The organism is Streptomyces sp. NPDC041796 (assembly GCF_055590785.1).
Genome location: NZ_JBVJAH010000005.1, coordinates 42,609 through 64,124 on the forward strand (window position 1 = coordinate 42,609; position 21,516 = coordinate 64,124).

The following is a 21,516-nucleotide window of genomic DNA, read 5'->3' on the forward strand; positions in this document are numbered from 1 at the left end:
ACCCTGGGGCGCATGGTGGCATGGCGGTTCCACTCCGGGCGGCTCTGCCTGGACCTGATGGCCCAGCCGCCGTCCGACGCCGGGCGGCTCGCACAGTGGCTCCACGCCGCCGGACTCGTGCCGGCGGGGACACCGCTCGACGGGGTCGACGCACGGTGGGCGGAACGCTTCGCCGAACTGGCGGCCGACATCGACCAATTGGTACGGGACGAACTCGCCGGCCACGGCGGGTACGCCGGTCCCCGCCTCGACCACCTCAACGCCCTCGCCGCCGCCCCGCCCCCCGCACCTCGCGCCGTACGCGGTGAAGCGGGCGGCCTCGTACGGGCCCTTGCCGCACCGCCCGACTGCGGCGCCCTCCTGGCGGCCGTCGCCCGTGACGCGGTCGACCTGCTCACCGACCCCGGCACCCGCGCCCGGCTGCGCCAGTGCGAGGGGGACGGCTGCCGCCGTGTGTATCTCGACACATCCCGGGGGCACCGACGCCGCTGGTGCTCCAGCGAGATGTGCGGCAACAGGGAGCGTGTTGCACGCCACCGGGCGCGTACGCACGGGTAGTTACGAAACTTCCTGAGAAAAAAATCTCCCCGCGTTGAGTAAACCTTCCCGCCCCCCACGTAGTGATGGGGGACAGCGAGTCAGATCAAGGTCTCGACCGGGAGGTTCCAGGTGCGCAAGGATGCCGCCGTGGCCGATGACCGTCGGGGGACGCATCGCGCCCGGCACAGAGCGGTGCCCGCACGCACCCAACCGGACGCCCCGGACGAAGAGTTGATGCGTGCTCTCTACCGTGAACACGCCGGGCCCCTGCTCGCCTATGTACTGCGCCTCGTCGCCGGCGACCGCCAGCGCGCCGAGGACGTCGTACAGGAGACGCTCATCCGTGCCTGGAAGAACGCCGGTCAGCTCAATCGGGCGACCGGCTCTGTCCGACCCTGGCTGGTGACGGTCGCCCGGCGCATCGTCATCGACGGCCACCGCAGCCGGCAAGCCCGGCCGCAGGAGGTCGATCCGTCGCCGCTCGAGGTCATGCCCGCGGAGGACGAGATCGACAAGGCGTTGTGGCTGATGACGCTCTCTGATGCGCTCGACGATTTGACCCCGGCTCACCGGGAAGTCTTGGTCGAGACGTATTTCAAGGGGCGTACGGTCAACGAGGCTGCCGAAATCCTCGGCATACCCAGCGGGACCGTGCGGTCCCGCGTGTTCTACGCACTGCGTTCCATGAAGCTCGCGCTGGAGGAGAGGGGGATCTCGGCATGACGTCGCACCACGCTCCACAGGGGAACGAGTCGGTGCACGACGCAGTCGGCGCGTATGTGCTCGGCATTCTGGACGGCGCCGAAGCCACCGCCTTCGAAGCGCATCTGGCGGGCTGCGACCTGTGCGCCCACCACCTGGAGGAGTTCTCCGGGATGGAGCCGATGCTGGCCATGCTCGCCGAGGCCCCGGGCCCGGCGTCGCGGCCCGTCGTGCTCCCGATGCCCGAACGGCCCGGGGCGCCGGGCGCCCCACCGGCACCGATGCTCGACCGCCTGGTCGACGAAGTCGCGCTCAAGCGCGCCCAGCGCCGCCGCCGCAGCCGATTCCTGGTCGCGGCGGCCGCCGCACTGATCATCGCCGGTCCGGCGACCGCGTTCGTCGCCACCTCCGGCGACGACCCGACCAACCGGACCAACCAGGCGCTCGACCCGCACCCCACCAGTCCCGCCGAGGACGCCTTCTTCAACCACATGGCCGAGAAGGTCCAGCACACGGACGCGTCGACCAAGGTCAGCGCCACCGTCGGCATGGAGAAGAAGGCCTGGGGCACGCACACGGTCCTGGAGCTGAAGAACGTCAAGGGCCCGCTGAAGTGCAACCTGATCGCCGTCTCCAAGACCGGCCAGGAGGAGGTCGTCACGTCCTGGGCGGTCCCGAAGTGGGGTTACGGCATCCCGGGCAGCACCCATGAGACGGGCAAGAACCCCTTGTACGTCCACGGAGGCGCCGCCATGGACCGGAACGACATCGATCACTTCGAGGTCCGCACGTTCGACGGAGAGCGCCTGGTGGAGGTCCCCGCGGCCACCGCCTGACACATCCCCCTTCCGTGGCGTACGCTCGACGGCTGCCCAGCACGTCAGAAGGGGGCCTCGGTGGCCGCGCAGGAAGCCGACCGTGGTGTCGATTCGATCCGCGATCGGGAGATCGGTGTCGAACAGGACCACCTGGACCAGGTGTACCGCCGCCTCGAGGAGAAGATCCACGAGGCGGAGTTCCTGATGAACGACGCCGCCAAGCGCGGCCAGGTCGGTACGCCCGGCGCGCTCGCCGAGCGGGACGCCCAGGTGTTCCGGGCCGGTATCCACCTCAACCGGCTCAACAACGAGTACGAGGACTTCCTCTTCGGCCGGATCGACCTGCTGTACGGCAAGGACGGCAAGAAGGGCCCCGACGGCGCGTACACCTCCGTCGAGCCCGCCGACGACGCCGTACGCCCGGACGGCACCGCCGACATCGGGGAGACCCTCCACATCGGCCGCATCGGCGTCCTCGACTCCGACTACGCGCCGCTCGTCATCGACTGGCGTGCCCCGGCCGCCGCGCCGTTCTACCGCTCCACCCCGGTCGAGCCCGGCCGGGTGGTGCGCCGCCGGGTCATCCGCTCGCGGGGCCGCAAGGTCCTCGGCGTCGAGGACGACCTGATGCGCCCCGAGCTGAAGGCCCGCCTGGACAGCGAGGACCTGGCGGTGATCGGCGACGGTGCCCTGATGGCCGCCCTCGGGCAGGCCCGCAGCCACACCATGCGTGACATCGTCTCCTCCATCCAGGCGGAGCAGGACCTGGTCATCCGCGCGCCCGCCGCCTCCGTCACGTACGTCGAGGGCGGCCCCGGCACCGGCAAGACCGCTGTCGCGCTGCACCGCGCGGCCTACCTGCTCTACCAGGACCGGCGCAGATACGCGGGCGGCATCCTGATCGTCTCGCCGACCCCCCTGCTGGTCGCCTACACCGAGGGCGTCCTGCCGTCCCTGGGCGAGGAGGGCCAGGTGGCGATCCGCGCGGTCGGCAGCCTGGTCGACGGGGCGGAGGCCACGGCGTACGACGAGCCGGCCGTCGCCCGCGTCAAGGGCTCCTCCCGGATGCGGGCGGTGCTGCGCAAGGCCGTGCGGGGCGCCCTCGAACTGGGCGACGCGCCCGAGCGGCTGCGGGTGGTGGCCTTCGGGCGGCGCCTGGAGCTGGAGGGCGAGGAGCTGACCCGCGTCCGGCACGCCGCCCTCGGCGGCACGGCGCCGGTCAACCTGCTGCGCCCGAGGGCGCGCAAGCTGCTGCTGGACGCCCTGTACGCCAAGTCGGGCGCGGCGTCGCGGCACCCGGGCGACCCGGAGCTGGCCGCCGAACTGCGCTCCTCGTTCGACGAGGACGTGACCACCGAGGACAGCTTCATCGCGTTCCTCGACGCCTGGTGGCCCGAGCTCACGCCCCGACGCGTCCTCGCGGCGATGGCCGACGAGAAGCGGCTGAGCCGCTGGGGCCGCCGGGTGCTGAACCCGGGCGAGGTGCGGCGCCTGGCCCGCTCGCTGAGGCGCGACGAGCTCTCCGTCCACGACGTGGCCCTGCTGGACGAGCTCCAGACCCTGCTCGGTGCCCCGGCGCGCCCGCGCAAGAAGCGGGAGCTGGACCCGCTGGACCAGCTCACCGGGCTGGAGGAGCTGATGCCGGTACGGGAGGAGACCCAGCGGGAGCGGGCGGAGCGGCTGGCCCAGGAGCGCACCGAGTACGCCCACGTCATCGTCGACGAGGCGCAGGACCTCACGCCCATGCAGTGGCGGATGGTCGGCCGGCGCGGGCGGCACGCCACCTGGACGGTGGTGGGCGACCCGGCCCAGTCGTCGTGGTCGGTGCCGGACGAGGCGGCCGAGGCGCGCGACGAGGCGCTGGGCACCCGGCCGCGCCGGCGCTTCGAGCTGACCGTGAACTACCGGAACCCGGCCGAGATCGCGGAGCTCGCCTCGAAGGTGCTGGCCCTCGCCATGCCGGGCATGGAGGCACCCCGGGCGGTCCGTTCCACGGGCGTGGAGCCCCGCTTCGTCCCCGTCGAGGACGGGGACCTGTTCGAGGTCGTACGGGAGGAGGCGCGGCGGCTGCTGGACCGGGTGGACGGCACGGTGGGCGTCGTGGTCGCGATGAACCGGCGGGAGCAGGCGGCGCGCCGGCTGGCCGGCCTGGGCGACCGGGTGGTGGCGCTGGGCAGCCTGGAGGCGAAGGGTCTGGAGTACGACGCCACGGTCGTCGTCTCGCCCGCCGAGATCGCCGACGAGTCACCGGCCGGCCTGCGGGTGCTGTACGTGGCGCTCACCCGTGCGACCCAGCAGCTGACGGTGGTCTCGGGCCGCCGCGACGACCCGGACGCGGAGGGTGTGCCGGACCTGCTCCGGGACTGAATTCCGAGTCGGCGGGCGCGGGGGGAATCACTTACCGGGACGGTTTGTTAGCCTGGGTGTGGCACCGGCTCGATCCAAGCCCCCGGGCCCAACCTTCGTCGCTACGAGCGACCACTTGCCGCGAGGCGAGCATGGCGGGTCGGTGCCACTCAAGTCGTACACAGCAGGTCCGTGTCATCCTCCGATGGCGCGGACCTGCTGTCGTTTGTCCGTTGGGGCTTTCGCCAGTACCAGGTTCTCTCGTATGGTGGAAAACAGTTTCCGAAACTGTCACGACCGAAACGACCGCTATTACCTGCTACTCGCAGGTAGGTGCGACCATCGGAGGGCTCCGCCCGGCCACCCGCCGGGGCGGCGCGGCAACGAACCAGGGAAAGCAGAGGAACACGGCCATGGCAACGGCGCCCAGCGTCTCGTACTCGATGACGGTCCGGCTGGAGGTGCCCGCGAGCGGAACAGCGGTCTCCCAGCTCACCACGGCTGTGGAATCCTCCGGCGGCTCGGTCACCGGCCTCGACGTGACCGCGTCCGGTCACGAGAAGCTCCGGATCGACGTCACCATCGCCGCCAGCTCCACCGCACACGCCGACGAGATCGTCGAGAAGCTGCGCGGCATCGAGGGCGTCGTCCTGGGCAAGGTCTCCGACCGTACGTTCCTGATGCACCTCGGCGGCAAGATCGAGATGGCGTCCAAGCACCCCATCCGCAACCGTGACGACCTCTCCATGGTCTACACGCCCGGTGTGGCCCGCGTCTGCATGGCGATCGCCGAGAACCCCGAGGACGCCCGCCGCCTCACCATCAAGCGCAATTCCGTCGCAGTTGTGACGGACGGCTCCGCCGTGCTGGGTCTCGGCAACATCGGCCCCAAGGCCGCGCTGCCGGTCATGGAGGGCAAGGCGGCCCTCTTCAAGCGGTTCGCCGGCATCGACGCCTGGCCCATCTGCCTCGACACCCAGGACTCCGACGCCATCGTCGAGATCGTCAAGGCGATCGCCCCCGGCTTCGCCGGCATCAACCTCGAGGACATCTCCGCGCCCCGCTGCTTCGAGATCGAGGCCAGGCTGCGCGAGGCCCTCGACATCCCGGTCTTCCATGACGACCAGCACGGCACCGCGATCGTCGTCCTCGCCGCCCTGACCAACGCGCTCCGCGTGGTGAGCAAGGCCATCGGTGACGTACGGGTCGTCATGTCCGGCGCCGGAGCGGCCGGTACGGCCATCCTCAAGCTGCTCATCGCGGCGGGCGTCAAGCACGCCGTCGTCGCCGACATCCACGGTGTCGTCCACGCGGGCCGCGAGGACCTCGTCTCCGCCGACCCCGAGTCGCCGCTGCGCTGGATCGCCGACAACACCAACCCCGAGGGCGTCACCGGCACCCTCAAGGAGGCCGTGCGCGGCGCCGACGTCTTCATCGGCGTCTCCGCCCCGAACGTCCTGTCCGGCGACGACGTGGCGGCCATGGCGGACGGCGCGATCGTGTTCGCGCTCGCGAACCCGGACCCCGAGGTGGAGCCCGCAATCGCCCGTCAGACGGCGGCAGTTGTGGCCACCGGACGGTCCGACTTCCCCAACCAGATCAACAACGTACTGGTCTTCCCGGGCGTCTTCCGCGGCCTGCTCGACGCCCAGTCGCGTACGGTCAACACGGAGATGATGCTGGCGGCGGCGGCCGCCCTCGCGAACGTCGTCACCGAGGACGAGCTGAACCCGAACTACATCATCCCGTCGGTGTTCAACGACAAGGTCGCGGGCGCCGTCGCGGGCGCGGTGCGCGACGCCGCCAAGGCCGCCGGCGCCGGTGTGACGGCGCCCACGTCCGCCTGACCTCCGGCGCGTCGCGAGTCCCGGGGCCGTAAAGCCGCCTTTAGGGTGGCGGTTCGGCTCCGGGGAGTCCCGGCACAGTCGACTCAACGTCACCACGGCGGGGCTGTGGCGCTTTTCGTGTGACTCCGGAGGGTGCCGGATTGGCTTTCCCGCCGCTGGTGGGGGCAGGATGCGTATTCGGGCGCGAGGGTCTGACAGCAGACCCGGGTCCGGGGACTGTCCAAGGGCCCTGGCAGCATCGGCTTCGCTGTGCCCAATATGCGGCTTCGCCGCGTGGCACGCCTCAACAGCAAGAAGAACACGGGAGTACAACATGAACCGCAGTGAGCTGGTGGCCGCCCTGGCCGACCGCGCCGAGGTGACCCGCAAGGACGCCGACGCCGTGCTGGCCGCGCTCGCCGAGACCGTCGGTGAGGTCGTCGCCAAGGGCGACGAGAAGGTCACCATCCCCGGCTTCCTGACCTTCGAGCGCACCCACCGTGCCGCTCGCACCGCTCGTAACCCGCAGACCGGCGACCCGATCAACATCCCGGCCGGCTACAGCGTGAAGGTCTCCGCGGGCTCCAAGCTCAAGGAAGCCGCCAAGGGCAAGTAAGTCCCCAGGGCGCGTTGAGAAGGGCGGTCACCCCTCGGGGGGTGACCGCCCTTTCGCACGCCCTCCCACGAGCCCCTCGCACGCCCTCCCACGAGCCCCTCGCAGCCCCCCACGAGCTCCGCGAGCGCGGGACGGCGTGGGGAGGCGCCCGTGGACGTCCGGAGAGCCGTGCGGGCGGCGTACACGGTCCGTACACGGCCGGGACAGGCCCCGTACAAGCCCCGTACAAGCCCCGTACGCGCCCGTACGGGCCCGGGAACGGCCGACGGCCCCTCGCCAGGGGCGAGGGGCCGTCGGAACGGCTTACGGGGCGTCAGACGATCGCGCTGCCCGGGAGTTCGACCTTCGCGCCGAGCTCCACGAGCTTCTCCATGAAGTTCTCGTAGCCACGGTTGATCAGGTCGATGCCGTGCACCCGCGACGTGCCCTGCGCCGCCAGGGCCGCGATCAGGTACGAGAAGCCGCCGCGCAGGTCCGGGATGACCAGGTCCGCGCCCTGGAGTTTCGTCGGGCCCGACACGACCGCCGAGTGCAGGAAGTTGCGCTGCCCGAAGCGGCAGTCCGAGCCGCCCAGGCACTCCCGGTACAGCTGGATGTGCGCGCCCATCTGGTTCAGCGCGGAGGTGAACCCGAGCCGCGACTCGTACACCGTCTCGTGGACGATGGACAGGCCCGCCGCCTGCGTCAGGGCGACCACCAGCGGCTGCTGCCAGTCGGTCTGGAAGCCGGGGTGCACGTCCGTCTCCAGGGCGATCGCGTTGAGCGCGCCGCCCGGGTGCCAGAAGCGGATGCCCTCGTCGTCGATCTCGAAGGCGCCGCCCACCTTCCGGAAGGTGTTGAGGAACGTCATCATCGAGCGCTGCTGCGCGCCGCGCACATAGATGTTGCCCTCGGTCGCCAGCGCCGCGCTCGCCCAGGAGGCCGCCTCCAGGCGGTCGGGGAGGGCCCGGTGGGTGTAGCCGCCCAGCTTGTCGACACCGGTGATCCGGATGGTCCGGTCGGTGTCCATGGAGATGATCGCGCCCATCTTCTGCAGTACGCAGATGAGGTCCTCGATCTCCGGCTCCACCGCCGCGTTCGACAGCTCCGTGACGCCCTCCGCCAGCACGGCCGTCAGCAGCACCTGCTCAGTCGAGCCGACCGAGGGGTACGGCAGCCGGATCTTCGTGCCGCGCAGCCGCTGCGGGGCCTCCAGGTACTGGCCGTCGGCCCGCTTCTCGATCGTCGCGCCGAACTGACGCAGGACGTCGAAGTGGAAGTCGATGGGCCGTCCGCCGATGTCGCAGCCGCCCAGGCCCGGGATGAAGGCGTGGCCGAGGCGGTGCAGCAGCGGGCCGCAGAACAGGATCGGGATGCGCGACGAGCCCGCGTGGGCGTCGATGTCGGCGACGTTGGCGGACTCGACGTGCGTCGGGTCCAGGACCAGCTCGCCCGGCTCCTCGCCGGGGCGCACGGTCACGCCGTGGAGCTGGAGCAGTCCGCGGACGACGCGGACGTCACGGATGTCGGGCACATTGCGCAGTCGGCTCGGCTCGCTGCCGAGCAGGGCGGCGACCATCGCCTTGGGCACGAGGTTCTTCGCGCCGCGGACGCGGATCTCGCCCTCCAGCGGGGTTCCGCCGTGGACAAGCAGTACATCGTCTGTGCCGGTCATGAATCTCGCGTTCCGGAGAGGTCGGGCAGGGGGCCAGGGAAAAGGGTAAGGGGGCGGAGTGGCCTTCTTGGTAGCCCAAGGACGCCAGTCAGATGTAATGAATTCGGCACAACACCCTCTGTCCTCCACTCCTTGCGGACGGTTACGGTCCGCTTTCGGCCAGGACCGAGTTCGGACGCCGTGTGAGCAGCGGACCGGTCCCGGGGGCCGCCACTCGGCCGCTCACCCCCCGCGAAGGGCCGAGATGCGGGATCATGTCTGGCATGACCGAGGTGTCCTCGCTCACAGGACGGCTTCTTGTGGCGACTCCCGCGCTGACGGACCCGAATTTCGACCGCGCGGTGGTGCTGCTGCTCGATCACGACGACGAGGGCTCCCTCGGCGTCGTCCTCAACCGCCCGACACCTGTCGGTGTCGGCGACATCCTCGAAGGCTGGGCCCCGCTGGCCGGTGAGCCGGGCGTGGTGTTCCAGGGCGGGCCGGTCTCCCTCGACGCGGCGCTCGGACTCGCCGTCATCCCTGGTGACGAGGGTCCGCTGGGCTGGCGGCGGGTGTACGGCGCCATCGGGCTCGTCGACCTGGAGACCCCGCCGGAGCTGCTGGCCGCCGCGCTGGGCAGCCTGCGGATCTTCGCCGGGTACGCGGGGTGGGGGCCGGGGCAACTGGAGGACGAGCTCGCCGAGGGCGCCTGGTTCGTCGTGGACTCCGAGCCGGGGGACGTCTCGTCGCCGCGCCCCGAGAGCCTGTGGCGGGACGTGCTGAGGCGCCAGCGCAGTGAGCTCGCCATGATCGCCACGTACCCGGACGATCCCTCGCTGAACTGAGCGTGTCGGCCTTTACGGCGGCTTTCGGCCATGTGCCGGGGCCGCCCGCCCACCGGCCACGCGCGTGACGCGCTTCACACGGGTGCGTGAGAGCCCGTGGGGCCTCGCTCCCGGGACGGCGGTGACGTGAGTACCCTTGGAGCTCATGAGCACTCTTGAGCCCGAGCGCGGGGCAGGTACGGGGACCCTCGTAGAGCCGACGCCACAGGTGTCGCACGGCGACGGCGACCACGAGCGCTACGCCCACTATGTCCAGAAGGACAAGATCATGGCGAGCGCCCTCGACGGCACTCCCGTGGTGGCGCTGTGCGGGAAGGTCTGGGTACCGGGGCGCGACCCCAAGAAGTACCCGGTCTGCCCGATGTGCAAGGAGATCTACGAGTCCATGGGCGCCGGCGGCGACAAGGACAAGGGCGGCAAGGACAAGAAGTAACGCCCGGCCCGGCCCGCCGGGCCTGACGGGCGATGGCCCCCGGGGTGCGCACGCGGTGCGCGCCCCGGGGGCCTTTGTCGTGCGATCACGGAGTGGTCGAGACCTCTTGTGAGGGTCCCGAGCCCGTTCTACCCTCCTGAGTGTTGTGCAGCACGAAACGACCGTTGCGCATGCTGCAACGTCATCGGAGGGGATCCGCCGTGAAGCTTCCTGCCCGACTCGTCGCTCCGATCGTCGTCCTCGCGATGGCGGCATGCGCCCCGCAGACCTCCGGCACCGGTGACAAGGAGGACGAGAAGACCGGCACGCTGCGCGTCTGGCTCTTCCAGGAGGTCAACAACAAGCCCAAGGAACAGGTCGTCGACGCCGCCGTCGCCGCCTTCGAGAAGCGCCACCACGGCACCGACGTGCGGGTCGAGTACATCCCCGTCGACACCCGGGCACAGCGCATCAAGGCAGCCTTCAACGACCCGGCGAGCGCGCCGGACGTCATCGAGTACGGCAACACCGACACCGCCGGGTACGTCAAGGACGGCGGACTCGCCGACATCAGCGCCGAGTTCGGTGCGTGGGCGGAGGCCGAGGACACCGACCCGACCGCGCGGGCCTCGGTCACCGTGGACGGGAAGGTGTACGGCGCGCCGCTGTTCGTCGGCGTACGGGCCCTGTACTACCGCACCGACGTGTTCCGGGAGTTGGGCCTCACCCCGCCCCGGACCCAGGCCGAACTGATCGCGACCGCGAAGAAGATCCGCAGGGCGAAGCCGGAGCTGTACGGCATCGCCGTCGGCGGCGCGTACACCTACGGCGCGCTGCCCTTCCTGTGGGCGCACGGCGGCGAACTCGCCACCCGGAACGGCGGTTCGTACACCTCGGCCGTCGACAGCGCCGCCGCACGCAAGGGCATCGCCGCGTACACCTCCCTCTTCGGGTCCGACAACTGCCCGGCCGCCAAGTGCGCCTCCATGGGCGGCAACGCGACGGTCACCGCCTTCGCCTCGGGCAAGGCCGCGATGGCGATCGGCGGCGACTTCAGCCACGCGGCGGTGGAGGCGGGTGAGGCGAAGGGCAGGTACGCGGTCGTCCCGCTGCCCGGCGTGACGGCGGGATCGATCGCTCCGGCGTTCGCGGGCGGCAACAACGTCGGCGTACTGAAGAGCAGTTCGCACCGCACGCTGGCGGTGGACCTGATGAAGTCCCTGGCGGGCAAGGACGCCCAGCGCAAGCTGTTCGACGCGATGGGCTTCCTGCCGACCTACACGGACGTACGGGCGGAGGCGGCGAAGAAGCAGCCCTTCGTGAAACCGTTCATCGCCACCCTGTCGGCCGGCACCAAGTTCGTCCCCGCCTCCCCGGCCTGGGGGCAGGTGGACGCCTCGCTGGTCCTGCCGACGATGTTCCAGGAGATCGTGAGCGGTCGCAAAGACGTGGCGACCGCGTCGGCCGACGCGGCCCGGAAGATGAACGCGGCCTTCGCCTCTGCGGCGGGCTGACGCGATGACGCACGACACCACGAACCCCGGGCGGCCCGGCCCCGGGCCGGCCCCCGCCGGAACGGGTGCGCCGAGCGCGCCGACCCCCGGACCGGACGCGCCCGGACTTCCGGCGCCCGAGCCGGACGCGCCCGAACCGGCCGCCCCCGGACCGGCCGCGCCCGGGCTTCCGGCGCGCGAGCCGTCGGGTGGTGCGGCGCCGGGGGCTTCGGGAGCCGGGGGTCACGCCTCCGGTGCGGCCGGTTCCGGGCGCGGCGCGCCCGGGAAGCGTGGCGGTTGGGGCGGGCGGTCCGCGGAACGCCGGGCGGTGCCGGGGCGGTACGGGGGCTGGATCCCGTGGATGTACCTCGCGCCCGCTCTCGTCGTGCTCGGCGGTCTCCTGGTCCATCCCGTCTACCAGTTGGGCCTCATCTCGTTCCTGGAGTACACCCAGGCCCAGGTCAGCGGCGGCGAACCCACCTCCTTCCAGGGCCTGGGCAACTACGCCGCGCTCTTCCGCGACCCGCAGTTCCGGCAGGTCCTCCTGGCCACCGTGCTCTTCGCCGCCGCGTGCGTCGCCGCCACCCTGGCCGTCGGGTGCGCCCTCGCCGTCCTGCTCACCCGGATCCGTGCCGTGCCGCGCCTGGTACTCATGCTCGCCGCGCTCGGGGCCTGGGCGACACCCGCCATCACGGGGTCAACCGTCTGGGTGTTCCTCTTCGACCCGGACTTCGGCCCCGTCAACAAGCTGCTCGGCCTCGGCGACTTCTCCTGGACGTACGGGCGCCTCAGCGCCTTCGCCCTCGTCCTGTTCGAAGTCGTCTGGTGCTCGTTTCCCTTCGTGATGGTCACCGTCTACGCGGGCATCAAGGCCGTGCCCGCCGAGGTCCTGGAGGCCGCCGCCCTCGACGGTGCCTCCCAGTGGCGCACCTGGCGCTCCGTCACCGCGCCGATGCTGCGGCCCGTCCTCGTCGTCGTCACCATTCAGTCGATCATCTGGGACTTCAAGGTCTTCACACAGATCTATGTGATGACGAACGGCGGCGGCATCGCCGGCCAGAACCTCGTCCTGAACGTCTACGCGTACCAGAAGGCCTTCGCGTCCTCCCAGTACAGCCTGGGCTCGGCGATCGGCGTCGTCATGCTGCTGATCCTGCTCGCGGTCACGCTGGTGTACCTGCGCCTGCTGCGTCGCCAGGGAGAAGAACTGTGATCCGATCCCACCGCCCGTGGCGCCTCGCCGCCGAGGCCACCGCCCTCCTCGTCGCGGCCGTCGTCGCCTTCCCCCTCTACTGGATGGTCCTCTCCGCCCTGAAGCCGGCGGGGGAGATCCAGTCCGTGAACCCCCGCCCCTGGACCCTCTCCCCGTCCCTGGACTCCTTCCGCCGTGTCTTCGAACAGCAGGACTTCGGGCGCTACTTCCTCAACAGCCTGCTGGTGGCCGGCACCGTCGTCGTCGCCTCCGCCCTCATCGCCTTCCTCGCGGCGACGGCCGTCACCCGGTTCCGCTTCCGGTTCCGTACGACGCTGCTCGTGATGTTCCTGATCGCGCAAATGGTGCCGATCGAGGCCCTGACCATCCCGCTGTTCTTCCTCATGCGGGACTTCGGCCTGCTGAACACCCTCGGCTCGCTGATCCTGCCGCACATCGCGTTCTCCCTCCCCTTCGCGATCTGGATGCTGCGGGGCTTCGTCAAGGCCGTCCCGGAGGCGCTGGAGGAGGCCGCGTACATCGACGGCGCGAGCCGCGCACGGTTCCTGTGGCAGATCCTCTTCCCGCTGGTCCTCCCCGGGCTCGTGGCGACCAGCGTCTTCTCCTTCATCTCGACCTGGAACGACTTCCTGTTCGCGAAGTCCTTCCTCATCAGCGACACCTCCCAGTCGACCCTCCCCATGGCGCTGCTCGTCTTCTTCAAGCCCGACGAGAACGACTGGGGCGGCATCATGGCCGCGTCGACGGTGATGACCATCCCGGTGCTGGTCTTCTTCGTACTCGTGCAACGCCGCCTGGTGTCCGGGCTCGGCGGCGCGGTGAAGGACTGACCCCCATGGACTCCCCGGACCTGATCCCCGCCCCTTCCGCATTCCGGTGGGTGCCGCCCCCCGGACACCACCGCCTCGGCACGGAGACGCGACTGGAAGCCCACCCGGGCACGGAGGGCGTCGCGAGATGGCTGCGCTCCACCGTCGGAGCCGCCACCGGCCTTCCGTTCCCGGACGGGAACGCCGACGACAACCGTGTCGTGCTGAGCATCGACCCCGCGCTGCCGGCCGAGGGTTACCGCGTCGTCGTCGACGGCTACGCCAGCCGCATCCACGGCGGCACCGCCGCGGGCGTCTTCTGGGGAGCCCAGACCTTCCGTCAACTGCTCGGCCCGGAAGCCTTCCGGCGCGCGCCCATCGACCGGGGGCGGGAGTGGAACGTCCCGGCGGTCGTCGTCGAGGACGCACCCCGCTTCCCCTGGCGCGGTGTCATGCTCGACGTCGCCCGCCACTTCCTCCCCAAGGGCGACGTCCTCCGCTACCTGGACCTGCTCGCCGCCCACAAGCTCAACGTCCTGCACCTGCACCTCACCGACGACCAGGGCTGGCGCGTCGAGATCAAGCGCCACCCCCGGCTCACCGAGGTCGGCGCCTGGCGCGCGCGGACCAAGTGGGGGCACCGGGCTTCGGAGCTCTGGGACGACAGGCCGCACGGCGGCTACTACACCCAGGACGACATTCGCGAGATCGTCGCCTACGCCGCCGAGCGGCATATCCGTGTCGTCCCGGAGATCGACGTGCCCGGCCACTCGCAGGCGGCCATCGCCGCGTACCCGGAACTCGGCAACACCGACGTCATCGACACGACCTCCCTCACCGTCTGGGACACCTGGGGCGTCAACCCGAACGTACTCGCCCCCACTGACAACACCCTCCGCTTCTACGAGGGCGTCCTGGAGGAGGTCCTCGATCTCTTCCCGGTGGAGACGTCACCGTTCGTCCACCTGGGCGGCGACGAGTGCCCCAAGGACCAGTGGAGGGCCTCCCCGGCCGCCCGGGCGCGCATGGCGGAACTCGGGCTCGGCGACGAGGACGGGCTCCAGGCGTGGTTCGTCCGGCACTTCGACCACTGGCTGGCGGAGCGGGGCCGCCGCCTGATCGGGTGGGACGAGATCCTGGAGGGCGGCCTCGCGCCCGGCGCGGCCGTGTCCTCCTGGCGCGGGTACGCCGGCGGTGTCGCCGCCGCCGAGGCGGGCCACGACGTCGTCATGTGCCCCGAACAGCACGTGTACCTGGACCACCGGCAGGACGGCGGCCCCGACGAGCCGGTGCCCATCGGATACGTACGCACCCTGGAGGACGTCTACCGCTTCGAACCCGTACCGCCGGGACTGCCCCCAAAGGCCGCCGCGCACATCATCGGCACCCAGGCGAATGTCTGGACCGAGGCCATGGAGACCCCCGCGCGCGTCGACTACCAGGTCTTCCCCCGCCTCGCCGCCTTCGCCGAGGTCGCCTGGTCCACCCGGCTCCCCGCGGCCCCCGCCGAGCGCGACTACGCGGACTTCGAGCGCCGAATGGGCGCCCACTACCGGCGCCTTGACGCGCTGGGTGTCGGCTACCGCCCGCCCGGCGGACCGCTGCCGTGGCAGAAGCGCCCGGGAGTGGTCGGACGCCCGATCGAGGGGGCGCCCCCGAACGTGTGAGCCCGGCGGAAGGCGCACGCCCCCGCGCCCCGCGCCTGGGACCGTGGAGGGCCGCCCGGAATAAGTCGTACAAGGACGCCGATGTCGCCGAGAAGTGGCAATCCGCGCGTGCCGCCAATGGCATGGCAAAACGGTCCATCTCGCAGGTCACGGGAGGTCCGGGGCGGATGCGTGCTTCGCGGACCCTCGCGTCGACCGGCCCGGAAGATGTGCCAGAGTTGCCACGTCGGGGCTGTGAGCACGTACGGTACGGCAACACAGGCGGGACAGCCGGGACAGCCGGGAGACCGGGAAGGGGCAGCTGGGTTGACCACGCACGCACCGCAGGCGGCGCAGTCCGTGACGCTGCCGGCCACGCTCGGCGAGGCCGTGGCGGCGCTCAGCGCCATGCCCGCCGCCGTGCCCGTGGCGGGCGGTACGGACTTGATGGCGGCCGTCAACAAGGGCCAGTTGCGCCCCGCCGGCCTCGTCGGCCTCGGCCGCATCAACGAGATCCGGGGCTGGCAGTACCAGGACGGCCACGCCCTGCTGGGCGCCGGCCTCACCCACGCGCGCATGGGCCGCCCCGACTTCGCGGCGCTCATCCCCGCGCTCGCCGCGGCCGCCCGCGCGGCCGGCCCGCCCCAGATCCGCAACGCGGGCACCCTGGGCGGCAACATCGTCAGCGCCGCGCCCACCGGCGACTCCCTGCCCGTGCTGGCCGCCCTGGAGGCGGACCTGGTCGTGGCGGGCCCGGGCGGTACCCGCGAGGTGCCGGTGACGCACCTGCTGGCGGGCCGGGAGCTGCTCGGCCCGGCCGAGCTGATCGGCTTCGTCCGCGTACCACTCCTGCACGCCCCGCAGGTGTTCCTGAAGGCCACCGGCCGGACCGGCCCCGGGCGGGCCACCGCCTCGGTCGCGGTCGTCCTGGACCCGGCGCGGCGCGGCGTGCGCTGCGCGATCGGGGCGATCGCCCCGATGCCGCTGCGGCCGCTGGAGGCGGAGCGCTGGATCGCGTCGCTGATCGACTGGGACGGCGACCGCGGGCTGGCTCCGGAGGCGCTCACGGCGTTCGGCGAGTACGTCGCCGCCGCCTGCATCCCGGACCCGCCGGGCGAGGAACAGCTGCCGCCCGCCGTACTGCACCTGCGGCGCACGGTCGCCGCGCTGGCCCGACGGGCACTGGGGAGGGCGCTGTCGTGACCACCGACGAGAACGACGACCGGCAGGGGCAGGGCGGCTGGCAGCCGACGCCCCAGGGCGAGTACGACGGCGACGCGACCGCCTTCGTCCAGTTGCCGCCGGACATGGCGTCCCACGGCGCCCCGCTGGAGGCCCCCGGGCACGGCTACGTGCCGCCGGAGGCCTGGGCGGCGCACGACCCGAACGCGACGGCGCAGTGGAACTTCCAGGCGGCGGCGCCCGCGCCCTCGGAGCTGACCGGGCAGTGGACGATTCCGGTCGCCCAGGGGGATCTTCCAGACGAATCGGGCGAGTTCACCACGTCGGCGCTGGCCTCGCAGTGGACGAGCGGCAACCCCCCGGCCACCCTGCCGGGCGGCGCCCCCGCGCCCTGGGCCACGCCGGAGCCGCAGCCCGCCCAGGAACCGGCCCACGAGGCCCCCGAACCGGAACAGGAACCGCAGCCGGAAGCGGAACCCGAGACGCGTCCGGAGCCGCCGACGGCCCAGGAGCCGCACCCGGAGCCGCACCAGGACCAGCCGGTCCAGGAACCGGCCCACGAGGCGACGCCCCCCGGACACGCCACGGACAGCGACGAGCACCCGCACGTCTCGTACGTGCTGCGCGTCAACGGCACCGACCGCCCCGTCACCGACGCGTGGATCGGCGAGTCCCTGCTGTACGTGCTGCGCGAACGGCTCGGCCTCGCCGGCGCCAAGGACGGCTGCTCGCAGGGCGAGTGCGGCGCCTGCAACGTCCAGGTCGACGGCCGCCTCGTCGCCTCCTGCCTGGTGCCCGCGGCGACCGCGGCCGGCAGCGAGGTGCGGACGGTCGAGGGGCTGGCCACGGACGGCGAGCCGTCGGACGTCCAGCGCGCCCTCGCCGCGTGCGGAGCCGTCCAGTGCGGCTTCTGCATCCCCGGCATGGCGATGACGGTGCACGACCTCCTCGAGGGCAACCACGCCCCCAGCGAGCTGGAGACCCGCCAGGCGCTCTGCGGCAACCTCTGCCGGTGCACCGGCTACCGCGGCGTCCTCGACGCCGTACGGGAGGTCGTCGCCGAGCGCGCCGCCGGAGCGGCCGCCGCCGCGGAGGCGGCCGGATCGGCCGGGCCCGCCGAGGAAGGCGGCCCCCAGGCCCGCATCCCGCACCAGATCCCCCACCCGCACGACGGAGGCATGGCGTGAGCAACGACGCGGCCACCGCCATCCCGGCGGTCGAAGGCCCCCAGGGGCCCCAGCAGGAGACGCCGACCCACGGGCTCGGCGCGTCCCTGCCGCCCGCCGACGCCCGCGCAAAGACGGAGGGCACCTTCCCCTACGCCTCCGACCTGTGGGCCGAGGGACTGCTGTGGGCGGCCGTCCTCCGCTCCCCGCACGCGCACGCGCGCGTGGTCTCGATCGACACCACGGCCGCAGCCGACATGCCCGGCGTCCGGGTCGTGGTGACCCACGCGGACGTGCCCGGCGAGGCGACGTACGGCCGCACGGTCGCCGACCGCCCGGTCTTCGCCTCCGACCTCGTACGCCACCACGGCGAGGCCATCGCCGCGGTCGCGGCCGACCACCCCGACACGGCCCGCCTGGCCGCCGCGGCCATCGCCGTCGAGTACGAGGTCCTCGACCCGGTCACCGACCCGGAGAAGGCCTTCGCCGCCCCGCCCCTCCACCCGGACGGCAACCTCATCCGCCACATCCCGCTGCGCTACGGCGACCCCGACGCCACCGGCGAGGTCATCGTGGAGGGCCTCTACCGCATCGGCCGCCAGGACCCGGCGCCCATCGGTGCCGAGGCCGGGCTCGCCGTGCCCCGCCCCGACGGCGGCGTCGACATCTACACCGCCTCCACCGACCCGCACACCGACCGCGACCTGGCCGCCGCCTGCTTCGGCCTCGCCCCCGAACAGGTCAAGGTCGTCGTCACCGGCGTCCCCGGCGCCACCGGCGACCGGGAGGACCCCGGCTTCCAGATCCCGCTCGGCCTGCTCGCCCTCCGCACCGGCTGCCCCGTCAAACTGGCCGCCACCCGCGAGGAGTCCTTCCTCGGGCACGCCCACCGCCACCCCACCCTGCTGCGCTACCGCCACCACGCGGACGCGGAGGGCCGCCTGGTCAAGGTCGAGGCGCAGATCCTCCTGGACGCGGGCGCCTACGCCGAGGCGTCCTCCGAGTCGCTCGCCGCCGCCGTCGCCTTCGCCTGCGGCCCGTACGTCGTCCCGCACGCTTTCGTCGAGGGCTGGGCCGTGCGCACCAACAACCCGCCCTCCGGCCACGTCCGCGGCGAGGGCGCGATGCAGGTCTGCGCCGCCTACGAGGCGCAGATGGACAAGCTCGCCGCCCGCCTCGGCCTGGACCCCGCGGAACTGCGCCTGCGCAACGCCCTGGCCACCGGTGACATCCTGCCGACCGGCCAGACGGTCACCTGCCCCGCTCCGGTCGCCGAACTCCTCCAGGCCGTGCGCGACTTCCCCCTCCCCGCCCTGCCCAAGGACTCGCCGGAGGACGGCTGGCTGCTCCCCGGCGGCCCGGAGGGCGCGGGCGAGCCCGGCGCGGTGCGCCGGGGCGTCGGCTACGCGCTCGGCATGGTCCACATGCTGGGGGCCGAGGGCACCGACGAGGTCTCCACCGCCACGGTCAAGGTCCACGACGGTGTCGCGACCGTCATCTGCGCGGCCGTCGAGACCGGCCAGGGCTTCTCCACCCTCGCCCGCCAGATCGTCCAGGACACCCTCGGCATCGACGAGGTCCACGTCGCCTCCGTCGATACCGACCAGCCCCCCGCGGGCCCGGCGACCCACGGCCGCCACACCTGGGTCTCGGGCGGCGCCGTCGAGCGGGCCGCCAAGATGGTGCGCACCCAGCTCCTCCAGCCGCTGGCCCACAAGTTCGGCATGTCGACCGAGCTGCTGCAGATCACCGACGGCAAGATCACCTCCTACGACGGCGTGCTGTCCACCACCGTCATGGAGGCCATGGACGGCAAGGAGCTGTGGGCCACCGCCCAGTGCCGCCCCCACCCCACCGAACCCCTCGACGACGCCGGCCAGGGCGATGCCTTCGTGGGCCTCGCCTTCTGTGCCATCCGCGCGGTGGTGGACGTGGACATCGAGCTCGGCTCCATCCGCGTGGTCGAGATGGCCGTCGCCCAGGACGTCGGCCGGGTCCTCAACCCCGCCCAGCTCGCCACCCGCATCGAGGCGGGCGTCACCCAGGGCGTCGGGGCGGCCCTCACCGAGAACCTCCGCACCGCCCGCGGCCTGGTCCGCCACCCGGACCTCACCGGCTACGCGCTCCCCACCTCCCTGGACGCCCCCGACATCCGCATCGTCAAACTCGTCGAGGAACGCGACGTGGTCGCCCCGTTCGGGGCCAAGGCCGCCAGCGCGGTCCCGGTGGTCACCTCCCCGGCCGCGGTGGCCTCCGCGGTCCGCTCCGCCACCGGCCGTCCCGTCAACCGCCTCCCCATCCGCCCCCAAGCGGCGGTCGCCGCGCCCTAGGGCGTGTCCCGGACGTGGTGCGGTTGGGCCCGAACTCACCGCGCGCACCGGGCTCGTACGGACGCGGCCCCGGTACGTCGTGGTCCTCGGGCGACGGCCGTCCGCGCCTCGCCGCGCGCGGGGCGAGGCGGGGGAGGGGTACGGCGGCGGCCGGCCGCCCGGGCCGCTGGGCCGGGGCTGCGCGAGGAGAGACCGTGGCGGGATTCGAACCCGCGTCACCAGAGTTGCAGTCTGGCCCCTGAGCCTCTCGGGCACACGGTCGGGGTGGTGGTGCTCCGGTACGACCGTAGGGTGCCCGCTCACGGCGTCGGAAGGGACGCAACACGACTGCCACACGGTGTTCATGGACGTACGACCAAGGGCCGAGGACCGACCCGCCTCCGGACAGGGGCGAAGTGCGGGAATGCCTCTTACGGTGAGTCCATGACCGCTTCGGGGAGCAGCCGCACAGGAATACCCACCGCCGGGCCGAGGAAGCCCGGCGGTGTGCTGGACCGGGAGCACCGCGCGCTCAGCGTCGGCATCGTCTCCGTCGTGATGCTGATCGCCTTCGAGGCGACCGCCGTCGGAACGGCGATGCCGGTCGCCGCGCGGGAGCTGCACGGCGTTCCGCTGTACGCCTTCGCCTTCTCCGCGTACTTCACCACCAGCCTCTTCGCGATGGTGCTGTCCGGGCAGTGGTCCGACCGCGCGGGGCCGCTCGCGCCGGTCACCGCCGGGATCGCCGCGTTCGGGGCGGGTCTGCTGATGTCGGGGACGGCCGGGGCGATGTGGCTGTTCATCCTCGGGCGGGCCGTGCAGGGGCTGGGCGGCGGACTGGTGATCGTGGGGCTGTACGTGGTCGTCAGCCGGGCGTACGCGGAGCGGCTGCGGCCCGCGATCATGGCGGCGTTCGCCGCCGGGTGGGTGATCCCGTCGGTCGTCGGGCCCCTCGCCGCGGGGACGGTGACCGAGGGGCTGGGGTGGCGGTGGGTGTTCATCGGCATCCCCGTGCTGGTCGTCCTGCCGCTGGCGCTCGCCCTGCCGGCGATACGGCGGACGGCGTCCGGGCCGGCCGGCCCCGGGGCGCCGAGGGTGCCGTTCGACGGGCGGCGCATCCGGCTGGCGCTGGGGATCTCCCTGGGCGCGGGCCTGTTGCAGTACGCGGGGCAGGACCTGCGGTGGGCGTCGCTGGTCCCGGCGGTGGCCGGAGCGGCGCTGCTCGTGCCCGCCGCGCTGGGGCTGCTGCCCCCCGGCACCTACCGGGCGGCGCGCGGGCTGCCGTCGGTGGTGCTGCTGCGGGGGCTGGCGGCGGGGGCGTTCATCTCGGCCGAGTCGTTCGTGCCGCTGATGCTGGTCACGGAACGGGGCCTGAGCCCCACGGCGGCCGGGCTGTCGCTGGCGGTGGGCGGCGCGACCTGGGCACTGGGCTCGTACGTCCAGTCGAGGCCGCGCGTGGAGCCGTACCGCGAGCGGCTGATGGTGCTCGGGATGCTGCTGGTCGCCGCGGCCATCGCGACCGCGCCGAGCGTGCTGCTCCACTCCGTGCCGGTGTGGACCGTCGGTGTCGCCTGGGGCTTCGGCTGCTTCGGCATGGGCATGGTCATCGCCTCGACGAGCGTGCTGCTGCTGAAGCTCTCGGCGCCGGAGGAGGCGGGATCGAACTCGGCGGCCCTCCAGATCTCCGACGGGCTCTCCAACGTGGTGCTCCTCACCGTCGGCGGCGCCGCCTTCGCCGCGCTGGGCGGGGGATCGGCGGCCGGGCACGCGGCGGCAGGCGGCGGCTCGCACCCGATGGCCTTCGCGGCGGTGTTCCTGCCGATGGCGGCGGTCGGGCTCGTGGGGGCGTGGGTGGCGGCGAGGCTGCGTGGGACCGAGCGGGCGGTGCCCCATGGACGCCCCAGGTGAGGCGGACGAGGTGGGGTTCATCGCTCGGGGCCCGCGCGACCCGGTCATGTGA

At 72.4% G+C, this 21,516-nt stretch carries 17 protein-coding genes and 1 tRNA gene; 16 read left to right on the forward strand and 2 right to left on the reverse strand.

Annotated elements, in window-relative coordinates:
• The first annotated feature begins 12 nt into the window (after nucleotides 1–12).
• From ACZ6C1_RS11035 to ACZ6C1_RS11060, 6 genes are all read left to right on the forward strand, one after another.
• Nucleotides 13–558 (forward strand): CGNR zinc finger domain-containing protein, encoded by a 546-nt coding sequence (locus tag ACZ6C1_RS11035; protein WP_469239950.1) that lies wholly within the window; start codon nucleotides 13–15, stop codon nucleotides 556–558.
• 111 nt (nucleotides 559–669) lie between these two features.
• The gene (locus ACZ6C1_RS11040) at nucleotides 670–1,263 is read left to right on the forward strand and encodes a sigma-70 family RNA polymerase sigma factor (protein ID WP_469239952.1); all 594 of its coding nucleotides are present in this window, start codon (nucleotides 670–672) and stop codon (nucleotides 1,261–1,263) included.
• On the forward strand, nucleotides 1,260–2,078 hold the full coding sequence (locus ACZ6C1_RS11045) for an anti-sigma factor family protein (RefSeq protein ID WP_469239954.1): 819 nt from the start codon (nucleotides 1,260–1,262) through the stop codon (nucleotides 2,076–2,078). The genes ACZ6C1_RS11040 and ACZ6C1_RS11045 overlap by 4 nt, the downstream gene beginning before the upstream one ends.
• A gap of 60 nt (nucleotides 2,079–2,138) precedes the next feature.
• Nucleotides 2,139–4,427 carry a HelD family protein gene (locus ACZ6C1_RS11050; protein WP_469239956.1) on the forward strand — a complete coding sequence of 763 codons (2,289 nt, stop codon included), beginning with the start codon at nucleotides 2,139–2,141 and terminating at the stop codon, nucleotides 4,425–4,427.
• Between the two features lie 392 nt (nucleotides 4,428–4,819).
• Nucleotides 4,820–6,253, forward strand: coding sequence for an NAD-dependent malic enzyme (locus tag ACZ6C1_RS11055; RefSeq protein ID WP_469239958.1), 1,434 nt, complete (start codon nucleotides 4,820–4,822; stop codon nucleotides 6,251–6,253).
• A gap of 313 nt (nucleotides 6,254–6,566) precedes the next feature.
• Nucleotides 6,567–6,848, forward strand: a complete 282-nt coding sequence (locus tag ACZ6C1_RS11060; protein ID WP_017237029.1) for an HU family DNA-binding protein — start codon at nucleotides 6,567–6,569, stop codon at nucleotides 6,846–6,848.
• A 313-nt stretch (nucleotides 6,849–7,161) separates the two neighbouring features.
• Here ACZ6C1_RS11060 and murA read toward each other — a convergent pair whose 3' ends face one another.
• On the reverse strand, nucleotides 7,162–8,502 hold the full coding sequence (gene murA / locus ACZ6C1_RS11065) for a UDP-N-acetylglucosamine 1-carboxyvinyltransferase (protein WP_126886772.1): 1,341 nt from the start codon (nucleotides 8,500–8,502) through the stop codon (nucleotides 7,162–7,164).
• A gap of 263 nt (nucleotides 8,503–8,765) precedes the next feature.
• Between murA and ACZ6C1_RS11070 the strand changes: the two genes are divergently transcribed.
• From ACZ6C1_RS11070 to ACZ6C1_RS11110, 9 genes are all read left to right on the forward strand, one after another.
• Nucleotides 8,766–9,326, forward strand: a complete 561-nt coding sequence (locus tag ACZ6C1_RS11070; protein ID WP_469239961.1) for a YqgE/AlgH family protein — start codon at nucleotides 8,766–8,768, stop codon at nucleotides 9,324–9,326.
• 145 nt (nucleotides 9,327–9,471) lie between these two features.
• The gene (locus ACZ6C1_RS11075; protein ID WP_023588437.1) at nucleotides 9,472–9,759 is read left to right on the forward strand and encodes a DUF3039 domain-containing protein; all 288 of its coding nucleotides are present in this window, start codon (nucleotides 9,472–9,474) and stop codon (nucleotides 9,757–9,759) included.
• Between the two features lie 200 nt (nucleotides 9,760–9,959).
• Nucleotides 9,960–11,252, forward strand: a complete 1,293-nt coding sequence (locus ACZ6C1_RS11080; protein WP_469239963.1) for an extracellular solute-binding protein — start codon at nucleotides 9,960–9,962, stop codon at nucleotides 11,250–11,252.
• Between the two features lie 340 nt (nucleotides 11,253–11,592).
• Nucleotides 11,593–12,444, forward strand: coding sequence for a carbohydrate ABC transporter permease (locus ACZ6C1_RS11085; RefSeq protein ID WP_469239965.1), 852 nt, complete (start codon nucleotides 11,593–11,595; stop codon nucleotides 12,442–12,444).
• Nucleotides 12,441–13,274, forward strand: coding sequence for a carbohydrate ABC transporter permease (locus ACZ6C1_RS11090; RefSeq protein ID WP_469239967.1), 834 nt, complete (start codon nucleotides 12,441–12,443; stop codon nucleotides 13,272–13,274). The genes ACZ6C1_RS11085 and ACZ6C1_RS11090 overlap by 4 nt, the downstream gene beginning before the upstream one ends.
• 5 nt (nucleotides 13,275–13,279) lie before the next feature.
• A complete protein-coding gene (locus ACZ6C1_RS11095) occupies nucleotides 13,280–14,920 on the forward strand; it encodes a beta-N-acetylhexosaminidase (RefSeq protein WP_469239969.1) in 1,641 nt (546 codons plus the stop codon).
• 306 nt (nucleotides 14,921–15,226) lie between these two features.
• Complete coding sequence (locus ACZ6C1_RS11100) at nucleotides 15,227–16,102, forward strand: FAD binding domain-containing protein (protein WP_469239971.1); 876 nt, start codon at nucleotides 15,227–15,229, stop codon at nucleotides 16,100–16,102.
• Nucleotides 16,099–17,268, forward strand: a complete 1,170-nt coding sequence (locus ACZ6C1_RS11105; RefSeq protein ID WP_469239973.1) for a (2Fe-2S)-binding protein — start codon at nucleotides 16,099–16,101, stop codon at nucleotides 17,266–17,268. Before ACZ6C1_RS11100 ends, ACZ6C1_RS11105 begins: the two co-directional genes overlap by 4 nt.
• Nucleotides 17,265–19,577, forward strand: coding sequence for a xanthine dehydrogenase family protein molybdopterin-binding subunit (locus ACZ6C1_RS11110; RefSeq protein WP_469239975.1), 2,313 nt, complete (start codon nucleotides 17,265–17,267; stop codon nucleotides 19,575–19,577). The genes ACZ6C1_RS11105 and ACZ6C1_RS11110 overlap by 4 nt, the downstream gene beginning before the upstream one ends.
• Before the next feature lie 189 nt (nucleotides 19,578–19,766).
• Here ACZ6C1_RS11110 and ACZ6C1_RS11115 read toward each other — a convergent pair.
• Nucleotides 19,767–19,838, reverse strand: a tRNA-Cys gene (locus ACZ6C1_RS11115).
• 162 nt (nucleotides 19,839–20,000) lie between these two features.
• Here ACZ6C1_RS11115 and ACZ6C1_RS11120 point away from each other — a divergent pair.
• Nucleotides 20,001–21,464 carry an MFS transporter gene (locus ACZ6C1_RS11120; RefSeq protein ID WP_469239977.1) on the forward strand — a complete coding sequence of 488 codons (1,464 nt, stop codon included), beginning with the start codon at nucleotides 20,001–20,003 and terminating at the stop codon, nucleotides 21,462–21,464.
• The last annotated feature ends 52 nt before the right edge of the window (nucleotides 21,465–21,516 follow it).